Below are 19,434 nucleotides of genomic sequence, written 5' to 3' on the forward strand. Positions count from 1 at the left end.
GAACTTGTTCGCACCTTCCCTAGAGGTTATCTACTCCTAGCAGTAGTTTTTTTGACTGCTGTGTTGTTTGCTCAATGGTATTTTTTTAACAGAGAGTATACTTTACCGGCTGCAAATAAAATGGTTAAGATTCATAAAGAAACTTACAAATTCATTGCTCATATGGTACTAATTATCTATTCCATTTTTTTGTTTTTGTATATTTATAACACTGAATTTAAGGTTTTTTATGGTGTTCTCACATTTCTCGTTCTAACACTTTTTCCATTAATTCTTGACCGTACATTAGGATTAACGCGGCAAAATGAACGTTTAAAACTCTATGCTAGGAGATTAGAACGCCTTGATGAATTGAATACTTTTCGCGAAAAAATGAATATTAAATTCGAAGAATGCCATTTGATCGAGTATATGAAGCTCATTGATGAAGCCGATCACAGTAAGAAACAAGATACGGTTAGCGATACATCTTATTTTATGGCGTTGATTGAAAATAAGTTAAAAGCGTAACCGTTTTAATTTCATTCTATAAAAAAATCCACGCAACTGCGTGGATTTTTTTCAGACCATCAGGGCAATGCCATCCTAAAGCAGGGCTTAAACGTTGAACAGGAAGTTCATTACGTCGCCATCTTTGACGATGTAATCTTTACCTTCTGCACGCATCTTACCGGCTTCTTTTGCGCCTTGCTCACCCTTGTAGGTGATGAAGTCTTCAAATGCGATGGTCTGCGCGCGGATAAAGCCTTTCTCGAAGTCGGTGTGGATTTTACCGGCAGCCTGCGGGGCGGTTGCGCCAACAGGGATGGTCCACGCGCGGACTTCTTTCACGCCAGCGGTGAAGTAGGTCTGCAGGTTCAGCAGCTCGTAACCGGCGCGGATCACGCGGTTCAGACCGGGTTCTTCAATGCCCAGCTCAGCCATAAATTCTTCACGATCGGCATCGTCAAGTTCGGCGATATCGGATTCAACTGCCGCACACACGGCAACCACCACAGAACCTTCAGCTGCCGCGATTTCACGCACTTTATCGAGGTACGGGTTGTTCTCAAAACCGTCTTCGTTAACGTTGGCGATATACATGGTTGGCTTCAGGGTCAGGAAGCTCAGGTATTTGATGGCAGCTTTGTCTTCGTCCGTCAGGTTGGTCAGTGAACGCAGCATCCCGGCATTTTCCAAATGCGGCAGGCATTTTTCCAGCGCGGCCAGCTCGGCTTTAGCGTCTTTGTCGCCGCCTTTGGCTTTTTTCTGCACGCGGTGAATCGCGCGTTCGCAGGTATCCAGGTCAGACAGTGCCAACTCGGTATTAATGACGTCGATATCGTCAGCCGGATCCACTTTGTTATTAACGTGAATGATATTGTCGTTTTCAAAGCAGCGTACCACGTGACCGATCGCTTCGGTTTCGCGGATGTTGGTCAGGAACTGGTTACCCAGACCTTCACCTTTGGATGCGCCTTTTACCAGACCGGCAATGTCGACGAATTCCATAGTAGTCGGGAGAATACGCTGCGGCTTGACGATCTCAGCCAACTGGTCCAGACGCGGATCGGGCATCGGTACAACGCCAGTGTTCGGCTCAATAGTACAGAACGGGAAGTTAGCCGCTTCAATACCCGCTTTGGTGAGCGCGTTGAACAGGGTGGATTTGCCTACGTTTGGCAAACCGACGATACCGCATTTGAATCCCATGTTTAAATCACCTTAATCTTTTGATATTCAACCTGTTATGGAAAACAGATTGTAGAAAAGTAAATAACTTTGCCTATTATACACAGCACGCGGGAAAAATGCCGCACATCGCTGCTTATTGTGCTTTAAAGGTATGTAACCGGCTGGTTGCCTTGGTCAGGCCGTCTTTGAACAATATCTCGGTACAACGCGCCGCTTCGTCGATGGCTTCATCAATTAACTTTTGTTCTGAAACAGGCGGCTTGCCTAAAACAAAACCGACAACTTTGTTTTTATCGCCGGGATGACCAATTCCAACGCGTAAGCGATGAAAGTTCGGGTTATTGCCCAACTTACTGATGATGTCTTTCAGGCCATTATGCCCGCCGTGGCCGCCGCCGAGCTTAAACTTGGCAACGCCGGGGGGCAAATCTAATTCGTCGTGGGCGACCAAAATCTCATCAGGATTGATCCGATAAAAGCTGGCCATCGCGCTGACTGCTTTGCCGCTCAGATTCATAAATGTGGTTGGCACCAGCAGACGGACATCTTCACCCTCGAGCGTCACTCTGGAGGTGTAACCGAAGAATTTCGGCTCATCGCGCAGGGGGGCGCGTAATCTCTCTGCCAGTAAATCGACGTACCATGCGCCGGCATTGTGTCGCGTAGCCGCATATTCAGCGCCGGGATTTGCCAGACCGACAATCAATTTAATCGTCACGTATTTTGTCCTGAGTGTGTCCATAACCGGCGTGTAGTTTACTGTCTGGCGGCGCGCTTGACAAAAAACTGCGTGCGTACCGGCAAAAAATGAATAATTGCCTCGCTGGACTATTAGAAAATGAGTGTGTTCAGTGGGTTATTTGTAAAGTTTTGTTGCATGAGTGTTTGTAATTGTGATCACAGGCGCACTTGCGAGCGGCAGTGTTGTCTATACTTTACACATAAGGATTAGGGGTATTCCCTGTAGCAACCCAAAGTTCCGGAGGTGACACATGAAACGCAAAAACGCTTCGTTACTCGGTAACGTGCTCATGGCTTTAGGGTTGGTGGTGATGGTTGTCGGTGTGGGCTATTCAATCTTAAATCAGCTGCCGCAATTTAACCTGCCACAATTTTTTGCACACGGTGCCGTGCTCAGTATTTTTGTTGGCGGCGTGCTCTGGCTGGCGGGGGCTCGCGTTGGCGGTCACGAACAAATCAGCGACCGCTACTGGTGGGTTCGCCATTACGACAAACGCTGTCGTCGTAATAATAGCCAACGCCATAGCTAAACCGTGACATTGTCTGCAGACCAGCCAGCCTTACGCTGACTGGTTTTCAGTTCGTCTTGCTTTTGCGCGAGCGGGACTGAATTCGCAGTAATAGTGCTAATAATGCCACAACCACCGCCAGATACCCCATCACATACATTCCCTGATGTTTTCTTGACGCCAGCTGCGGATCGGCAACCCATGCCAGAAACGCGGTGACATCGCGCGCGTACTGTTGCTCGGTTTGTGGCAGATGAGACTGCGTGGACCAGGTAATCTCACCATCTGCCAGCGGCTTTGGCATATTGATTATCCCACCAGGAAAATACCGGTTTGCCTTCATCTCAGGATCGTCGGGTAAATAACCCGTCAGCAGCGCATAAATATAATCCGCACCGCTGTCAGTGTAGGGAATAAACGCATCGAGGATAAACTGCGGAAACCCGCGATTGTAGCTTCGTGCCCGCACGATATAGCTGAGATCCACCGGCAGTGCGCCATTGTTGAGGTATTTGGCTTCCTGATCGTTCAGATAAGGGGAGGCGAAGACATCGTTCAGATTGCCGTCACGTTCACCCGGTTGTCCGTCGTCCTCAATCGTTGCAAACAGATAGCCGCTGGCCAGCGCTTTGGCTTCTGCTTGCGTGAGTTGCGGCCCGCCAGGTTGGGTCAGCTCTTTGAAGGTGAGATATTTCATACCGTGGCAGGCCCGGCATTTTTCTTCGTAAACCTGTAAACCACGACGTAACTGTTCAGTGTCGTGAGCGCCGTTCACACCGCTAAATACCCACGGCTGCGGGGGCGGAAGCGGCGCGCAATACCCATGACTGAAGAGTGACGCCAGGCTCAGGGCCGCAAAGGTTAACCATCGTCCCATCATGTCAGTCCTGTTTTTCCAGTAAGCGTCGACACGGCATCACAAGCAGAAACCATGCGAAATAGATAAGCGTTGAAAGCTGAGACGCGGCACGGATCCAGCCGTCATCGTTACTCAATCCGTCCAGCAGGTCGGGCCCGACCAGTGCTTTTGAACCCAGCCAGCCTAATAAGAACACATTACCGACCCAGATCCAGAAACCGAGTTTGATCCATTTGCTGTAATGGCGAAACCGTGCGCGGGAGGTATCCAGCCAGGGTAACAAATAGAAGATCAGCACCGATGCGCACATGGCGGCAATGCCCGCCAGCTCATTGGGAAAACAGCGCAGAATGGAGAAGAAGGGCAGAAAATACCACTCGGGCGCGACAACGGCGGGCGTGACCGTCGGGTCGGCGGGGATAAAGTTATCGGCACTGCTGAGGTAGTGCGGCGCAAAAAATAAGAACCACGCAAACAGCATTAAAAACAGTGTCAGCTTGAGGGCATCGCGTTCGGTGACGCGAAAATCAAACAGCAGACGTTGCGACTCGCGGGCGGTGAACGTTTTTTTCATCGCGTGGGCGAACGCTGACTGGACGGTACGCACATGCCATATCGTCATCGCAACAATGGCGAAGGGGATAATAAAGTGAAGCACATAAAAACGGCCTAACATCGGCGTGCCGGGCGCATACCCGCCGACAAAAAAGGTGTACAGCGTATCGCCAACGAACGGTATTGCGCGGGCGAAACTGGTGATAACCGTGGCGGCCCAATAGCTTTTTTGCCCCCAAATCAGGCTATAGCCGAGAAATGCGGTGATCATCAGGAGCACATACAGCGTTACGCTGATGGCCCACATCTTCAGATACGGTTTGCGGTATACGTTGTAATACATTGCGCGAAAGATATGCAGGTAGCAGGCGAAGAAAAAAAGCGAGGCGCCAATGGCGTGCAGATTACGCACCAGCTCCCCTTGCCTGACCGCACGCATAATATGCACAATGGAATCAAACGCGGAATCTGCCGTGGGCACATAAAACATTGCCAGCACGATGCCGGAGAGAATTTGCACGCCCAGCATGACCAGCAAGATGATGCCGACGGCAAAGATCCACACGCCGGTAATGGAGCGGGGGAACGGAAGGCGAAATTGCACATGACGCTGGGGTGCTGTCGGGGACGTTGCGTTCATGTCAGGCCTCTTTTGTGCCAAGGCGTACACTCAGACCATCGGCGGCCAGGGCATAGTCGGGGATCGCCAAATTTACCGTGGCCGGACCCCGCGTCACGCGCCCGGAGGTGTCAAACTCTGAGCCGTGACACGGACAAATCCAGCCCTGACCGCTGGGGTTGGCGTTAGGCACGCATCCGGCATGCGGGCAGTAACCCTGAACGATCAGCCACTGCGGATGCGCCGCCGTGACCCGCTCGCTGTCTGCCTGCGGGTCGAGCAACAGTCGGGTGTCGGCCTGCTGCGCCGCCGTGACCTCGTCTGGCGTACGGTGGCGAATCAGGATCAGTTTCCCCTGCCAGATTCGTTTCACCGTCTGTCCAGCCGCTACTCCCGCAAGAGAGACATCCACCGGCTCATTTTCTGCCACGGTTTTATCGTCCGGCCCTAGCGCCGAAATGAGTGGCCAGACGGCTGCGGTCACCCCCGCAGCGCCGACAAATTTTGTCAACTTACACAGGCAATCGCGTCGCTGGGTGTGGATTGCCTCACTGTCCGTTTTTTTATTCACCGCCGTCTCCTCTATTCATTGCGCTGTCAGGGTTTCTCAATGCGGGTATAAATGTCCTGAAAGCGTTTATCGGCAAGGCCGGGGGCTTTAAACGCGCGGTAGCTGCCGGGTAAAACGGCGTCGCCGACTTTGATCAGCATAATCATCCCCTGCGCATAGTGCGGTGAGCATTTGATGCCGTAGAAGCCTGCTGTGTCGTATTTGATTTCAATCTCCTCATCGATTTTGCCGATGAAACCGGGGTACCCGGCAGGAGACAGCTCGGCAATTGAGGCCGCATTGTGGCTTTTGTGCTTGCGAACAAACTTCACGCTATCGCCCGGCTGGATCGCCAGAAAATCCGGCTCGTAGACCATCGGTCCGCCGGTACCGCGGTTTTTCATCAGCACTTCATACGTTTGTGCGAACGCCGTCGAGGTGAACGCGCACAGGCACAGGATGAGTAAACGTTGTTTAATACATTTCATTGCGGTTCCTTGTGATATTTACGCTGGCCGTTGGTAGCGAATAAAGCAGCTCGCCTCATCAGCAGCTCGTTCGACAATCGCATCTATGCCAAACCAGTTGTTAAGATTTTCTCGGGTGAAGACAGCTGCAGGGCAGCCTTGCATGACCAGTCGTCCCGCTGTCATCACCATGATGCGATCGCAAAACATCGCGGCATGATTCAGATCGTGCAGGGCGGCAATCACGGTCAGTTTTTCGCGTTTAACCAGGTTAAGCAGGCCAATTTGATGCTGGATGTCGAGATGATTGGTTGGCTCATCCATCAGCAATACCTGCGGCTGTTGTGCCAGCGCCCGGGCAATATGCAGGCGCTGGCGTTCGCCGCCGGAGAAGGTATGCCAGCAGCGATGCTGGACGTTTTGCAGGGAGACTTTCTCCAGCATCGTCTGCACGATAACGTCGTCGGTCCGTGACCACGGCGACAGCAGACTTAACCACGGCGTGCGGCCAAGGGACACGGCCTGGATGGCGGTCAGACGCTCGCTGGTTTCCGCCTGCTGTTCAACCAGGGCGACCTTTTGCGCCAGATGGCGGCGTGAGTAGCGGCGAATATCTTTGCGGTTAAGCGAAACGCTGCCGCTGGAGGGCTTGAGTAAACCGGCCAGCAGGGAAATGAGCGACGTTTTCCCCGAACCGTTGGGGCCGATAATGCCCACAAACTCACCGGGTGCGACCTGAAAAGAGACATCATTGACGATGGCCTTGCCTTTCACCTCCCAGTGCAGATGTTGAGCGCAGACCACATCGTTGGCGGTATTTACCGCGCGTAGCGGCGTGGTAAAACGTGGGTTAACCGTCATTTGCTCGGGTTCCCTCGGATCAAAATAATCGAAAATGCGGGCGCGCCAACCAGCGCAGTGATCACCCCAATAGGCAGTACTTGCCCTGGTAGTAAGGTGCGTGAAATGACGTCCGCGACAATAAGAAAAATGGCACCAATCAGGGCGCTGACGGGCAGCAAGCGGTGATGCTGATTACCCACCAGTAAACGCGCAGCGTGAGGGATAACCAGTCCAACAAAGCCAATGGCCCCGACAATCGACACCATAATGGCGGTCATCCCCGTCACCGCGGTAATCAGTACGCCGCGAGTGCGTTTAACCGGGATGCCCAGCGAGGCCGCTGACTCGGCGCCAAATGAAAATGCGTCCAGATGGCGGGCGTAGCAAAAGCAGACGATGATGCCGACCAGCGCGGTCGGGATGGCCAGTACCACATCGGGCCAGCGTACGCCGCTCAGATTGCCGAGCAGCCAGAACATAATGCCGCGTGCCTGTTCGGCATTGGCCGAACGGGTAATGATGAGCGAGGTAATGGCATTGAACAGCTGCGAGCTGGCGATCCCGGCGAGAATAATTTGCGTGGTGGCGGACCCGTTTTTACCCCTTGCGGCCACGGCCAGCAGTGCGACAAACAGAAATGCCGTCAGCGCGCCGATAAACGCCCCGAGCGACATGCTGATAATCCCCGCACCCAACCCGGTCAGCGCGATCAGCACCGCTCCCGTCGATGCCCCGGCCGAGATCCCCAGCAGATAAGGTTCGGCCAGCGCATTACGCAGTAGTGATTGCAGCACCACGCCGGAAACGGCCAGACAGGCACCGCAGCAGGCAGAGACCAGCGCACGGGTCAGGCGGTAGTTCCAGATGATCCCAGCATCCAGCGCGTCTACCGGATATTGGCTGCCAAACAGGTGGTTTGCCAGCGTGTGGGTGACATGCTGCCACGGGATAAACGTCTCACCGATGGAGATCCCCGCCAGCAGCACCCCGCACATCACCACGCTGACCCACAGGCTGTGCAGCAGCGTTCGCTGGGTAAACTGACTCATCGCCCGACGCGTCCTGCGTAATTCGCTCATTGTTGATGGCTTTCCTGAGTGCGAAAGCGCGTGATGCCCGTGCATGACATCACGCGCGACAAGGATTAATGAGTGGCCTGCGGGTGTGCCAGACCGTATTGCACCAGCGCATCGGCGAGTTTTTCCAGCCCGTCAAGGGTTCTGATGCCCGCATTCATGGTCTGGACATCAATCACCGGCAGGTGGTTGTCTTTCACCGCCGGGATAAGACGGGTAACCGGGTCAGACTTGAGGTATTCCATTTTGACTTTCCAGTCATCCGCCGGGAAACGGCGACGGCCCATCTCGCCGAGAACAATCACCGATGGACTGGCTTTGGCAATGGTTTCCCAGCCGACAGTCGGCCACTCTTCCGCAGAATCAATGACATTTTTTACCCCGAGGGTTTGTGCGATCCACGCGGCGGGGCCAAATTTACCGGCAACATACGGATCAAGCTGCAGATCGGCGCTGGAGAACCAGAAGACGGCAGAAACGTTATTCTCCATGCCGGTGATCTTCGTTTTGGCTGCAGCCTCACGGGCTTTGAGGCTGGCTATCAGCTCATCGCCCTTGTCCTGCACATCGAAGATTTTGGCCAGATCGGCAACTTCCTGGTAGACCATGGCGATATCAAACATGCCTTTACGCACACCATCGCCGCCGTCTTCATTGTCTTTTGCACAATCGGCAGGGGCGGTATAAACCGGAACGTTGAGTTCACTGAATTGTTCATAAGAGGCAACCGTCCCCGCGGGGCCAATCTGCCATTCAAACTGGCTGGCAACCAGGTCTGGTTTTTTGGCGATAATGCCTTCAAAGCTGGGTATGTTTTGCGCGATGACTGCAATCTTGTCATTCGCCGCTTTGTACTGTTCAGGAACCGGGCCAAACCACAGCGATGTGCCTACAACGCGATCGGCCAGACCCAAAGAATAGAGGATTTCAGTGCTGTTCTGACCCACTGTGGTCACGCGCTGCGGGGCTTTATTAAAGGTAATATCGCGACCACAATTTTTGATAGTCAGCGGATATTGCGTCTTTGCCGCCGTCGCCATATTACTGGTCAGGAAGAGTGCCGCGCCGGTCAGCGCCAGAAGTGAATATTTGCAATAAGCAGAGGTAAAAACAGAATACATTATCATTGTCCCGTTGATGCCAGCGCTTCAGCGTCTGGTCATTATTTATTTCGCGGGACAGGCGCATGACGATAGATGACATTTCATCATGACATTCAGGCAAAATAATATGAAAATAAAACATATTGTTGCCAGTTTGATCAGGAATCAATTTTGTTCATTCGTCAAATAAATCACCCCATGGACCATCCCGTCCACTCAATGTATAAAACCATGACAGTAGGTCTCCTGGCTTACGGTAATCAGAATATCGGCCTTCCCATAAAAATATTTTACAGTGACCTGTAGTGAATCATCACTACACAGAGATATTCAGCATCCGCTTACAGTTGCGGGGGCAGCTATGGCATAAGAGAGAAATCATCCGCACCATATTCCGTTTCAAAAGCATGACTGCGCTTTGAAATACTGTCGGAGCGGACTGTATCGGTATGCTAATATTGCGTCAACCGCTGTAATAAGTAGGTAGTATTTAATTGTTATTTTTAATTCCTTTTAAATCATGTGGTTAATCTTTAATAGTTCATTGTGATGTGCCGAAGATAATAAATATTTGGTAAATTAAATGAGAATTATTTGATGTTGATCAATTAACGATGTGGCGTTGAAAAAGAATAAAATGAATAGCGAGAAATACACGCTTATTAAATAATCTGCGCCACATCACATTTTTCAATGTGTTTTTCCATATGGACAATTTGTTGCTCGCCACCTTCATCAAGGAACACGTTAAAGTGATTGTTGCACCAAAACTGATAGCCGCCGGGTAAAAAATGATGGGTATGCAAGTAGAGCGTTTTATATTGCTGATGCTGACAATATGCTTCTGCCAGTGTCATAAGTTGGCGGCCTATACCTCGACGGCGGTGTTCCTGTTCCACGTAACAGCGGCAAATTTCTGCGGTGTTGGCTAAATCATAGCGCCCGCGCAATGCCATGATTCTGTCATCGTACTGACACACTGCCAGCGTAGCGATAAGTTGCTGGTGTGCATCCCACGCGCCGAGCAGTAGATTTCGGGGGTGGTGCAGGTAGTGTGAACGTAAATCTAATATGTCTTCGTCAGGACGTGGAGTGGGCCTGTTAGCCTGAAAATAGAGATTTAAATGACGGATAATAAATGACTGAACGGCGGGAATATCCGACTCGGTAATTTCGCGAAAGGTATACGTAGCATTAGGGTTCATTGTTGTGGGTATTATCAGGAGTAGGGGAAATGATAATAGCAACTCAGCGGGGATTGCAGAAGTGAAGAGTGACCGACAAGCAAAGCCTGCCGGCCATCACTAAACGTTAAATATCAGCCAGTGCGGCGTCACGGTTCGGGAAGAACGCCAGACGGCCGGGGATGGGTTGGATACCCGCACGCGCCATGGTGCGTAGCGGTTGGAACTCCAGATTACTGATACGTAATTCACAGCCTTCCGGCAGTCGTTTAACAAAACGCTGGAAGGCGTCCAGACCACCGGCATCCAGTACCGGGACGGCATCCCACTTCAGTACCACGATGCGCTTGCCTGCAATACGCGTTTCGAGATCGGTAAACAATCCCTCCGCTGCGGCAAAGAACAGTGGGCCAATCACGCGCAGCACCAGCACATCGTCCGGTACGTCTACGTTAACCGGTGCCAGGCGCGTCATGCGCGCAATGCGGCGCATAAACAGCAGCGAGGCAAGAACGATACCGACGCTGATGGCGATCACCATATCGAACAGTACGGTCAGCGACATACACATCAGCATCACGATGATGTCGTCTTTCGGTGCGTGACGCAGCAGATCCACCACTTTATGGGCTTCACTCATGTTCCACGCCACCATCAGCAGCAGGGCCGCCATGGCGGAAAGTGGCAGCCAGGAAAGCCACGGAGCTAATACCAGCAGGGCGAGGATCACCAGAATCGCGTGGATCACCGCAGAAATGGGCGAGGTGGCCCCGGCGCGAACGTTAGCCGCAGAGCGGGCAATTGCGGCGGTGGCGGTGATGCCGCCAAAGAATGGCGCGACGATATTCCCCAGCCCTTGACCCACCAGCTCGCTGTTGGCTTTGTGCTTGGTGCCGGTCATCCCGTCGAGCACCACAGCGCACAGCAGGGATTCAATCGCGCCGAGCATCGCCATCGAGAAGGCTGCCGGTAACAGCGCCCGTAATGAACTCCAGCTTAGCGTAAAGTCCGACCCCGGCATATCCCACGGCAACACCAGCTGTGGCAGCAGTTGCGGGATACCGTTGCCCTGCGAACCATCCGCCAGAATGTAGTGGAACTGAGAACCGATGGTCGCGACATGGCCACCGGTCAGGTTCACGATGCCCATTACCGCACAACCGGCCAGCAGCGCCGGAAGATGACCAGGCAGGCGGATCCCCAGACGCGGCCAGAAAATCAGGATCCCCAGCGTGACTACGCCAATGGCGGCATCACCAAGGTTAATGGTCGGCAGGGCCATAAACAACGCACCCACTTTTTGCAGGTAGTGTTCCGGGACGTGTGCCATCTGCAGACCGAGAAAATCTTTAATCTGCATGGTACCGATGGTGATACCGATACCTGAGGTAAAGCCTAAGGTAACGGAGACCGGGATATATTCGATCAATCGGCCAAATCGGGCGAGGCCGAAAAGGATCAGGAAGATCCCGGACATCAGCGTAGCCACCAGCAGACCTGCCAGCCCGAACTGCTGCGACACCGGATATAAAATCACCACGAAGGCGGCGGTAGGACCGGAGACGCTAAAACGTGAACCACCGGTAAGGGCGATAACAATCCCGGCAACGGCTGAGGTATACAGGCCGTATTGTGGCGCAACGCCGCTGCCAATTGCCAACGCCATTGCCAGCGGGATAGCAATAATGCCCACGGTTATCCCGGCGATCAGATCACGGGTAAAGCGCGAGGCGGTATATTTTTCTTTCCAACAAGCGTCGATGAGGGCGCGGAAAGGCATCACATGTGAGGAAAATAGTCTGTTCACAATAATGTTTCATCCATGAGCGCATCATCTATCTAGAAAATGATAGTTGAAGTTGGCATAAATCATACAAATAAATAAAACGGATAAAAAAACCCGCCGCAGCGGGTTTTTGAGCCGGGCTCGATTAATGCTCGAACATAGCAGAGATGGATTCTTCGTTGCTGATACGACGAATCGCTTCGGCCAGCATACCCGACAGGGTCAACGTACGCACGTTCGGCAGTGCTTTGATTTCGTCGGTCAGTGGAATGGTGTCACAAACCACGACTTCATCAATCACCGAGTTGCGCAGGTTGTTTGCCGCATTGCCTGAGAAGATCGGGTGAGTTGCGTAAGCAAATACGCGTTTGGCACCACGTTCTTTCAGCGCTTCTGCTGCTTTGCACAGCGTACCGCCGGTATCGATCATGTCATCAACCAGGACGCAGTCACGACCTGCAACGTCACCAATAATGTGCATCACCTGAGAAACGTTCGCACGCGGGCGACGTTTGTCGATGATAGCCATATCGGTATCGTTCAGCAGCTTAGCGATAGCGCGGGCACGCACGACGCCACCGATGTCTGGAGAAACCACAATCGGGTTGTCCAGGTTCAGCTGCAGCATGTCTTCTAACAGAATTGGGCTACCGAATACGTTATCAACCGGTACGTCAAAGAAGCCCTGGATCTGTTCAGCATGCAGGTCAACGGTGAGGACGCGGTCAACGCCAACGCTTGACAGGAAGTCAGCGACGACTTTTGCGGTAATCGGTACACGAGCGGAACGTACGCGACGATCCTGGCGTGCATAGCCGAAGTAAGGAATAACGGCGGTGATACGGCCTGCGGAAGCACGGCGCAGAGCATCGACCATAACGACCAATTCCATCAGGTTGTCGTTAGTAGGGGCACAAGTGGACTGGATGATGAAAATATCACCACCGCGTACATTTTCATTAATTTGTACGCTGACTTCGCCGTCGCTAAAGCGACCTACAGCGGCGTCGCCGAGTGAAGTGTACAGGCGGTTGGCAATACGTTGTGCTAGTTCCGGGGTGGCGTTACCAGCAAAAAGCTTCATATCAGGCACGAGAAGAACCTCAGGCATGCGTCCATTGGTGGAAAGAATCTGCCGAAAACTGTGCGGGCCAGGCAGTATCCTCTCCAGGCGGTGTATTAAAGAGCGCGATGCAACGTCTGGAACGGGGTGACGTTGTCACCGCAACTCAGCTTGCCCGGCTTACTCGTTATCTCTCGCGTTTCATGTGCGCTGGCATCAATTCCTCACACCAGTCACATACTTTTGTATGCTCCTGGCGATTCGTCATCTCGCCATCTTCCTGAAACCCGAATGATTTAGAGTAACGCTCTGTGCAATGGGGAGAGGTTGACACCTTTCGCCACAAAGCCTTCGAGCCATTCCGGGGCTTGCTCAAGCACCTGGCGAGCACGAGACTCTGTATCAAATTCAGCAAAGACACAGGCCCCTGTACCAGTCAGGTGCGACGGCGCATATTCTAACAGCCAAGAAAGCACCGCATCAACCTCGCGAAAACGTTTTCTTGCGATAACCTCGCAATCATTGCCGAATTCACATTTTAGTAACGTTTCTATTGACCTTTTTGGCGTGTTGCGCGGGAGTTCCGGGTCTTTAAAAATCACCGGCGTCGGAATACTGACGCCAGGATGAGCAACCAGGTACCATTTTTCCGGTGGATTGACCGGCGTGAGAATTTCTCCCACCCCCTCGGCGAAGGCCGCGTGTCCGCGTACAAATACCGGCACGTCGGCACCCAGAGTTAATCCGATGGTTGCCAGTTCATCGACGGACAGCCCGCACTGCCAGAGGTGGTTCAGCGCCACCAGAACCGTTGCGGCATTCGAGGAGCCTCCGCCCAGACCCCCGCCCATTGGCAGGCGCTTATCAATGCTGATGGCCGCGCCGCGCCCGGCGGGCAAGCGTCCACTTTCTGCGGCAGTTTTCATCAGCAAACGCGCGGCGCGCACGATCAGGTTATCTTCATGCTCCACACCCGCAACCGGGGTGAGTAGATGAATGTCGCCGTCATCGCACAACTCAATGCGGATATCATCGCCGTAATCGAGAAACTGAAACAGCGTCTGCAGCGTGTGATAACCATCCGCACGCTGTCCGGTGATGTATAAAAACAGATTCAGTTTTGCCGGAGAGGGCCAGTGGGTCATCATTTCACGATCCAGTTATCCATTTTCAGCTTAATGCGCTGATCGCCGTCGGACAGTTCCATGTTTGCGGGCATCGCTGGCTGCGTTTTGCTGTCGTAGGCGCTGTACACCACTTTCCAGCGCTTACCGTTCTGGCTGTAGTTGACTTCGCTCAGACGGTACTGCGTGTCAAGTTTGTAATCGGTGGCATCGCCCGGCAGACCGAGGATCCACTGACGCAGGCTATTGAGCGGAATCGGCATCCCGGTCAGTTTGCCAATCATTTCTTCGGCATCATCGGCGGTATAATGCTTGCCTTTATTATCGACAAGCTCGACGTTGCCCGGTTGGGCTTTCAGTTCCAGTTCGGTACTGCCCAGCGGATTGGTCAGCAGCAGACGATAGTTATCCTGACCGGTTTGCTGCCAGAAGAAGCGGGCATAGACCTTCTGCTGTTCGGAAATGTAGGCAAACGCGCCGCGCGTCTGATACTGGTGCAGCGCACGCACTTCCTGCTGGTGCTGACGCCACTGCGGGGAGTCCGGACTTTTGCCAGGACCTTTCGGCGCATTGAGTGTACAGGCGGTGAGGACCAGGCTTGCCAGCGGCAGCAGGCGGATCAGGCGAAAATCAGGCAGGGTCATAATGATGACAAATCCTTGAGATACGTTGCAGTTATAGTTCTTAATGCTAGCGCCGCCATCTGACCTCGTCTACGTTCACGTTATCTTAAATCACTAAAATTTGTGCACTAAGCTATTACTCCAAAAGGGGGCAGTCTCTTTTATTGGCCGCACGCATCCTGTATGATGCCCGCAGTCTAACCTTATCAACGCTGGTACTATTCCCGCACACATGACCCTTTTAGCGCTTGGTATTAACCATAAAACGGCACCTGTATCGCTGCGAGAACGCGTAACGTTTTCGCCGGATACGCTCGATCAGGCGCTGGACAGCCTGCTTGCGCAGCCAATGGTGCAAGGCGGGGTAGTGCTGTCGACGTGTAACCGCACGGAGCTGTATCTCAGCGTCGAAGAGCAGGATAACCTGCAAGAGGCGCTGATCCGTTGGCTGTGCGAATACCATAATCTGAATGAAGAAGAACTGCGCAGCAGCCTTTACTGGCATCAGGACAACGACGCCGTCAGCCATCTGATGCGGGTTGCCAGCGGCCTGGATTCGCTGGTACTCGGCGAGCCACAAATTCTCGGCCAGGTGAAAAAAGCCTTTGCGGATTCGCAAAAAGGCCACCTGAACGCCAGTGCGCTGGAGCGCATGTTCCAGAAATCGTTCTCCGTCGCCAAACGTGTCCGCACCGAAACCGACATCGGCGCCAGTGCCGTGTCCGTTGCTTTTGCGGCCTGTACGCTGGCGCGACAAATCTTTGAATCGCTGTCCACGGTAACCGTACTGCTGGTTGGCGCAGGTGAGACCATCGAACTGGTGGCGCGTCATCTACGCGAACACAAAGTGAAGAAGATGATCATCGCCAACCGTACGCGTGAACGTGCGCAGGTGCTGGCAGACGAAGTCGGCGCTGAGGTGATCTCATTGAGTGATATCGACGCACGTTTACAGGACGCCGATATCATTATCAGTTCTACCGCCAGCCCGCTGCCGATTATCGGTAAAGGGATGGTGGAGCGCGCGCTGAAAAACCGCCGCAATCAGCCGATGCTGCTGGTCGATATCGCCGTACCGCGCGATGTTGAGCCGGAGGTCGGCAAACTGTCGAACTCTTACTTGTACAGCGTTGACGACCTGCAAAGCATCATTTCGCACAATCTGGCGCAGCGTAAAGCGGCGGCGGTGGAAGCCGAAACGATCGTCGAGCAGGAAACCAGCGAATTTATGGCCTGGCTCCGCGCCCAAAGCGCGAGTGACACCATCCGCGAATATCGCAGTCAGTCAGAACAAGTGCGTGATGAACTGACCGCCAAAGCGTTGGCTGCTCTTCAACAGGGCGGTGATGCGCAAGCCATTATGCAAGATCTGGCCTGGAAACTGACTAACCGCCTGATCCATGCACCAACCAAATCTCTTCAACAGGCTGCCCGTGACGGGGATAGTGAACGCCTGAATATTCTGCGCAACAGCCTCGGGCTGGAGTAGCAGCACACCAATCTTATTTTTTACAGGGTGCATTTACGCCTATGAAGCCTTCTATCGTTGCCAAACTGGAAGCCCTGCATGAACGCCATGAAGAAGTTCAGGCGCTGCTCGGCGATGCGGGAACCATCGCAGACCAGGATCGCTTTCGTGCGCTGTCGCGCGAATATGCCCAGTTAAGCGATGTTTCTCGCTGTTTCACGGACTGGCAACAGGTTCAGGATGATATCGAAACAGCACAGATGATGCTCGACGATCCTGAAATGCGTGAGATGGCGCAGGATGAACTGCGCGAAGCAAAAGAAAAATGTGAACAGCTGGAACAGCATCTGCAAGTGCTACTGCTGCCGAAAGATCCGGATGACGAACGTAATGCGTTTCTTGAAGTGCGTGCCGGAACCGGCGGCGATGAAGCGGCGCTGTTTGCAGGCGATCTGTTCCGTATGTACAGCCGTTACGCTGAATCTCGCCGCTGGCGCGTGGAGATCATGAGCGCCAACGAAGGTGAACACGGCGGCTATAAAGAAATTATTGCCAAAGTGAGCGGCGATGGCGTGTATGGTCGACTGAAGTTCGAGTCCGGCGGTCATCGCGTACAGCGCGTTCCGGCCACCGAATCTCAGGGACGTATCCATACCTCTGCCTGTACGGTCGCGGTGATGCCTGAGCTGCCGGAAGCGGAACTGCCGGACATCAATCCGGCTGACCTGCGCATTGATACCTTCCGTTCATCGGGGGCCGGTGGTCAGCACGTTAACACCACCGACTCGGCTATTCGTATTACCCACTTACCGACCGGTATTGTGGTTGAATGTCAGGACGAACGTTCACAGCACAAAAACAAAGCTAAAGCGATGTCGGTGCTGGGCTCACGTATTCGTGCCGCCGAAGTGGCGCGACGCCAGCAGGCGGAAGCCTCCGAGCGCCGCAACCTGTTAGGCAGCGGCGATCGCAGCGATCGTAACCGTACCTATAACTTCCCACAGGGTCGCGTAACCGATCACCGCATCAACCTGACGCTCTACCGTCTGGACGAAGCGATGGAAGGGAAACTGGATATGCTCATTGAGCCGATTGTCCAGGAATACCAGGCCGACCAGCTGGCGGCGTTGTCCGAGCAGGATTAATGGATTATCAGCACTGGTTGCGTGAAGCAATAGCCCAATTACAGGACAGCGAAAGCCCGCGCCGCGACGCCGAGATCTTACTCGAGACCGTTACCGGCAAAGGGCGTACCTTTATTCTGGCGTTTGGTGAAACGGTATTAACCGTGGCACAGCAGGAACAGCTGAACGCGCTGGTGGCGCGTCGTCAACGGGGAGAGCCGGTGGCGCACTTAACCGGCGTTCGCGAGTTCTGGTCGCTGCCGCTGTTCGTGTCACCGGCGACGCTTATTCCACGTCCGGACACCGAATGCTTAGTCGAGCAGGCGCTGGCACGCCTGCCTGCCTCTGCGTGCCGCATTGTGGATTTGGGGACCGGTACGGGCGCTATTGCGCTGGCGCTGGCTTCCGAGCGCCCGGACTGCGACGTGACGGCGGTTGATCGGATGCCAGACGCCGTGGCGCTGGCGATCCGCAATACGCAGCATCTGGGCATCAACAATGTGCGCGTGCTTCAAAGCGACTGGTTCAGCGCTTTACAGGGGCAGCAGTTCGACATGATAGTCAGTAACCCACCGTACATTGATGAGCAGGACCCGCATCTGGCACAAGGCGATGTACGTTTTGAGCCGCTGACCGCGCTGGTGGCCGGCGATCATGGCCTGGCGGATATCGTGCATATCATCGAACAGTCTAAACACATGTTAACCCCTGGCGGTTATTTGCTACTGGAACACGGCTGGCAGCAGGGACCGGCGGTGCGTGACGCGTTTACGCGCGGTGGATACCAGGCGGTCGAAACCTGTCGTGATTACGGCGGCAACGAGCGCATTACGCTCGGGCGCCTCGCTGCATGACCACCTTCAGCCTGTTGCTCGGCGTACATCTTATTAGCATTGCGCTGTCCGTGGGGCTGCTCACGCTGCGTTTTTGGTGGCGTTACACGCAAGCACGCCTTGCGTCAGCGCGCTGGACGCGGATTGCTCCGCCGGTCATTGATACCGTTTTGTTACTCAGCGGCGTAGCGTTGATCGCTAAAACGCACATCCTGCCATTCACCGAACAGGGGACATGGCTGACTGAAAAGCTGTTTGGGGTTATCATTTACATCGTTTTGGGTTTTATTGCGCTCGATTATCGTCGGGCGCGCAGCCAGCAGGCGCGTTTAATCGCCTTTCCGCTGGCGCTGGTGGTGCTGTACATCATCATTAAACTCGCCACCACAAAAATACCGTTACTGGGGTAATCATGAGGTCGTTAGCTGATTTCGAATTTAATAAAGCGCCATTGTGCGATGGGATGATCTTGGCATCGGAGTCTATCCGCCTGGATTTCCCTACGCAATCTGTCTACGACGAACTGGAACGTCTGGCCAGCCTCGCGCATGAAGAAATTAGCCAGCTCCTGTCTCAGGATGAGCAACTGGAAAAATTGCTGGCACTTTTTTACGGCGACTGGGGGTTTACGGATACCCGCGGCGTCTATCGTCTTTCTGATGCACTTTGGCTCGACCAGGTCCTGAAAAATCGTCAGGGCAGCGCGGTGTCGCTTGGCGCCATCTTGTTATGGCTGGCCAATCGGCTGGATCTGCCTCTGGTGCCGGTGATTTTCCCGACGCAGTTAATCCTGCGCATTGAATCACTGGAAGGCGAAATGTGGTTGATTAACCCGTTCAATGGCGAAACGTTAAATGAGCACACGCTGGAAGTGTGGCTAAAGGGCAATATCAGCCCGGTAGCTGAGCTGTTTAACGAAGATCTCGATGAGGCGGATAACGCGGAAGTGATCCGCAAACTGCTCGACACGCTGAAATCATCGCTGATGGAAGAACGGCAAATGGAGCTGGCACTGCGCGCCAGTGAAGCCTTATTGCAGTTTAATCCTGAAGATCCGTATGAAATACGCGATCGCGGATTGATCTACGCGCAGCTGGAATGTGAACATGTTGCGTTAACCGATTTAAGTTATTTCGTTGAGCAGTGTCCGGAAGACCCGATCAGCGAAATGATCCGTGCGCAGATAAATACTATTTCGCACAAGCATATTGTATTGCATTGATTAATGACACT

Annotated in this window: 21 protein-coding genes and 1 riboswitch; of the genes, 7 read left to right on the forward strand and 14 right to left on the reverse strand. The window is 53.4% G+C overall.

Going from position 1 to position 19,434, the window contains the following annotated elements; all coding sequences use genetic code 11:
* On the forward strand, positions 1–510 hold a 510-nt coding region (locus FDW95_RS23205; protein ID WP_170973003.1), incomplete at its 5' end, for a hypothetical protein.
* Between the two features lie 87 nt (positions 511–597).
* Here FDW95_RS23205 and ychF read toward each other — a convergent pair.
* Together ychF and pth are read right to left on the reverse strand one after the other, a co-directional pair.
* The gene (gene ychF, locus FDW95_RS14795; RefSeq protein WP_096756754.1) at positions 598–1,692 is read right to left on the reverse strand and encodes a redox-regulated ATPase YchF; all 1,095 of its coding nucleotides are present in this window, start codon (positions 1,690–1,692) and stop codon (positions 598–600) included.
* Between the two features lie 115 nt (positions 1,693–1,807).
* On the reverse strand, positions 1,808–2,392 hold the full coding sequence (gene pth / locus FDW95_RS14800; protein WP_046275292.1) for an aminoacyl-tRNA hydrolase: 585 nt from the start codon (positions 2,390–2,392) through the stop codon (positions 1,808–1,810).
* A 274-nt stretch (positions 2,393–2,666) separates the two neighbouring features.
* Here pth and ychH point away from each other — a divergent pair, with 274 nt between their 5' ends.
* A complete protein-coding gene (gene ychH / locus FDW95_RS14805; RefSeq protein ID WP_045443721.1) occupies positions 2,667–2,945 on the forward strand; it encodes a stress-induced protein YchH in 279 nt (92 codons plus the stop codon).
* 46 nt (positions 2,946–2,991) lie between these two features.
* Here ychH and FDW95_RS14810 read toward each other — a convergent pair whose 3' ends face one another.
* The 12 genes from FDW95_RS14810 to lolB all read right to left on the reverse strand — a co-directional run bounded on the left by FDW95_RS14810 (position 2,992) and on the right by lolB (position 14,797).
* Entirely contained in the window at positions 2,992–3,801 is an 810-nt protein-coding gene (locus tag FDW95_RS14810) for a cytochrome c1 (RefSeq protein ID WP_115259932.1), read from the reverse strand.
* 4 nt (positions 3,802–3,805) lie between these two features.
* Positions 3,806–4,978, reverse strand: coding sequence for a cytochrome b N-terminal domain-containing protein (locus tag FDW95_RS14815; protein WP_115258278.1), 1,173 nt, complete (start codon positions 4,976–4,978; stop codon positions 3,806–3,808).
* Between the two features lies 1 nt (position 4,979).
* Positions 4,980–5,528: a ubiquinol-cytochrome c reductase iron-sulfur subunit gene (gene petA, locus FDW95_RS14820; protein WP_115258279.1), complete on the reverse strand. Its 549-nt coding sequence runs from the start codon at positions 5,526–5,528 to the stop codon at positions 4,980–4,982.
* Between the two features lie 26 nt (positions 5,529–5,554).
* Positions 5,555–5,995, reverse strand: a complete 441-nt coding sequence (locus FDW95_RS14825; RefSeq protein ID WP_115258280.1) for a pseudoazurin — start codon at positions 5,993–5,995, stop codon at positions 5,555–5,557.
* Positions 5,996–6,013: 18 nt separating this feature from the next.
* A complete protein-coding gene (locus FDW95_RS14830; protein ID WP_115258281.1) occupies positions 6,014–6,835 on the reverse strand; it encodes an ABC transporter ATP-binding protein in 822 nt (273 codons plus the stop codon).
* Complete coding sequence (locus FDW95_RS14835) at positions 6,832–7,896, reverse strand: iron ABC transporter permease (RefSeq protein WP_115258282.1); 1,065 nt, start codon at positions 7,894–7,896, stop codon at positions 6,832–6,834. The genes FDW95_RS14830 and FDW95_RS14835 overlap by 4 nt, the downstream gene beginning before the upstream one ends.
* 65 nt (positions 7,897–7,961) lie before the next feature.
* Positions 7,962–9,014: an ABC transporter substrate-binding protein gene (locus FDW95_RS14840; RefSeq protein ID WP_115258283.1), complete on the reverse strand. Its 1,053-nt coding sequence runs from the start codon at positions 9,012–9,014 to the stop codon at positions 7,962–7,964.
* A gap of 200 nt (positions 9,015–9,214) precedes the next feature.
* Positions 9,215–9,442, reverse strand: a riboswitch (cobalamin riboswitch).
* A gap of 216 nt (positions 9,443–9,658) precedes the next feature.
* Positions 9,659–10,201 (reverse strand): GNAT family N-acetyltransferase, encoded by a 543-nt coding sequence (locus FDW95_RS14845; RefSeq protein ID WP_115258284.1) that lies wholly within the window; start codon positions 10,199–10,201, stop codon positions 9,659–9,661.
* A gap of 106 nt (positions 10,202–10,307) precedes the next feature.
* Entirely contained in the window at positions 10,308–11,987 is a 1,680-nt protein-coding gene (dauA, locus tag FDW95_RS14850) for a C4-dicarboxylic acid transporter DauA (RefSeq protein WP_115258285.1), read from the reverse strand.
* A 124-nt stretch (positions 11,988–12,111) separates the two neighbouring features.
* The gene (gene prs, locus FDW95_RS14855; RefSeq protein ID WP_001518537.1) at positions 12,112–13,059 is read right to left on the reverse strand and encodes a ribose-phosphate diphosphokinase; all 948 of its coding nucleotides are present in this window, start codon (positions 13,057–13,059) and stop codon (positions 12,112–12,114) included.
* Positions 13,060–13,325: 266 nt separating this feature from the next.
* Positions 13,326–14,177, reverse strand: a complete 852-nt coding sequence (gene ispE / locus FDW95_RS14860) for a 4-(cytidine 5'-diphospho)-2-C-methyl-D-erythritol kinase (RefSeq protein WP_115258286.1) — start codon at positions 14,175–14,177, stop codon at positions 13,326–13,328.
* On the reverse strand, positions 14,174–14,797 hold the full coding sequence (gene lolB / locus FDW95_RS14865) for a lipoprotein insertase outer membrane protein LolB (protein ID WP_096756764.1): 624 nt from the start codon (positions 14,795–14,797) through the stop codon (positions 14,174–14,176). The genes ispE and lolB overlap by 4 nt, the downstream gene beginning before the upstream one ends.
* A 211-nt stretch (positions 14,798–15,008) precedes the next feature.
* Here lolB and hemA point away from each other — a divergent pair, with 211 nt between their 5' ends.
* Genes hemA through sirB1 form a run of 5 tightly spaced genes read left to right on the forward strand, consistent with a single transcriptional unit; the run spans position 15,009 to position 19,423 of the window.
* A complete protein-coding gene (gene hemA / locus FDW95_RS14870) occupies positions 15,009–16,265 on the forward strand; it encodes a glutamyl-tRNA reductase (RefSeq protein ID WP_115258287.1) in 1,257 nt (418 codons plus the stop codon).
* 41 nt (positions 16,266–16,306) lie between these two features.
* Positions 16,307–17,389: a peptide chain release factor 1 gene (gene prfA, locus FDW95_RS14875; RefSeq protein ID WP_115258288.1), complete on the forward strand. Its 1,083-nt coding sequence runs from the start codon at positions 16,307–16,309 to the stop codon at positions 17,387–17,389.
* Positions 17,389–18,222 carry a peptide chain release factor N(5)-glutamine methyltransferase gene (gene prmC / locus FDW95_RS14880; RefSeq protein WP_115258289.1) on the forward strand — a complete coding sequence of 278 codons (834 nt, stop codon included), beginning with the start codon at positions 17,389–17,391 and terminating at the stop codon, positions 18,220–18,222. Before prfA ends, prmC begins: the two co-directional genes overlap by 1 nt.
* Positions 18,219–18,611, forward strand: coding sequence for an invasion regulator SirB2 (gene sirB2 / locus FDW95_RS14885; protein ID WP_096756768.1), 393 nt, complete (start codon positions 18,219–18,221; stop codon positions 18,609–18,611). The genes prmC and sirB2 overlap by 4 nt, the downstream gene beginning before the upstream one ends.
* Positions 18,612–18,613: 2 nt before the next feature.
* Positions 18,614–19,423, forward strand: coding sequence for an invasion regulator SirB1 (gene sirB1, locus FDW95_RS14890; RefSeq protein WP_096756769.1), 810 nt, complete (start codon positions 18,614–18,616; stop codon positions 19,421–19,423).
* The last annotated feature ends 11 nt before the right edge of the window (positions 19,424–19,434 follow it).

Origin of the sequence: Citrobacter sp. wls718, assembly GCF_005280945.1 — a bacterium.
Lineage (GTDB): Bacteria > Pseudomonadota > Gammaproteobacteria > Enterobacterales > Enterobacteriaceae > Citrobacter > Citrobacter gillenii.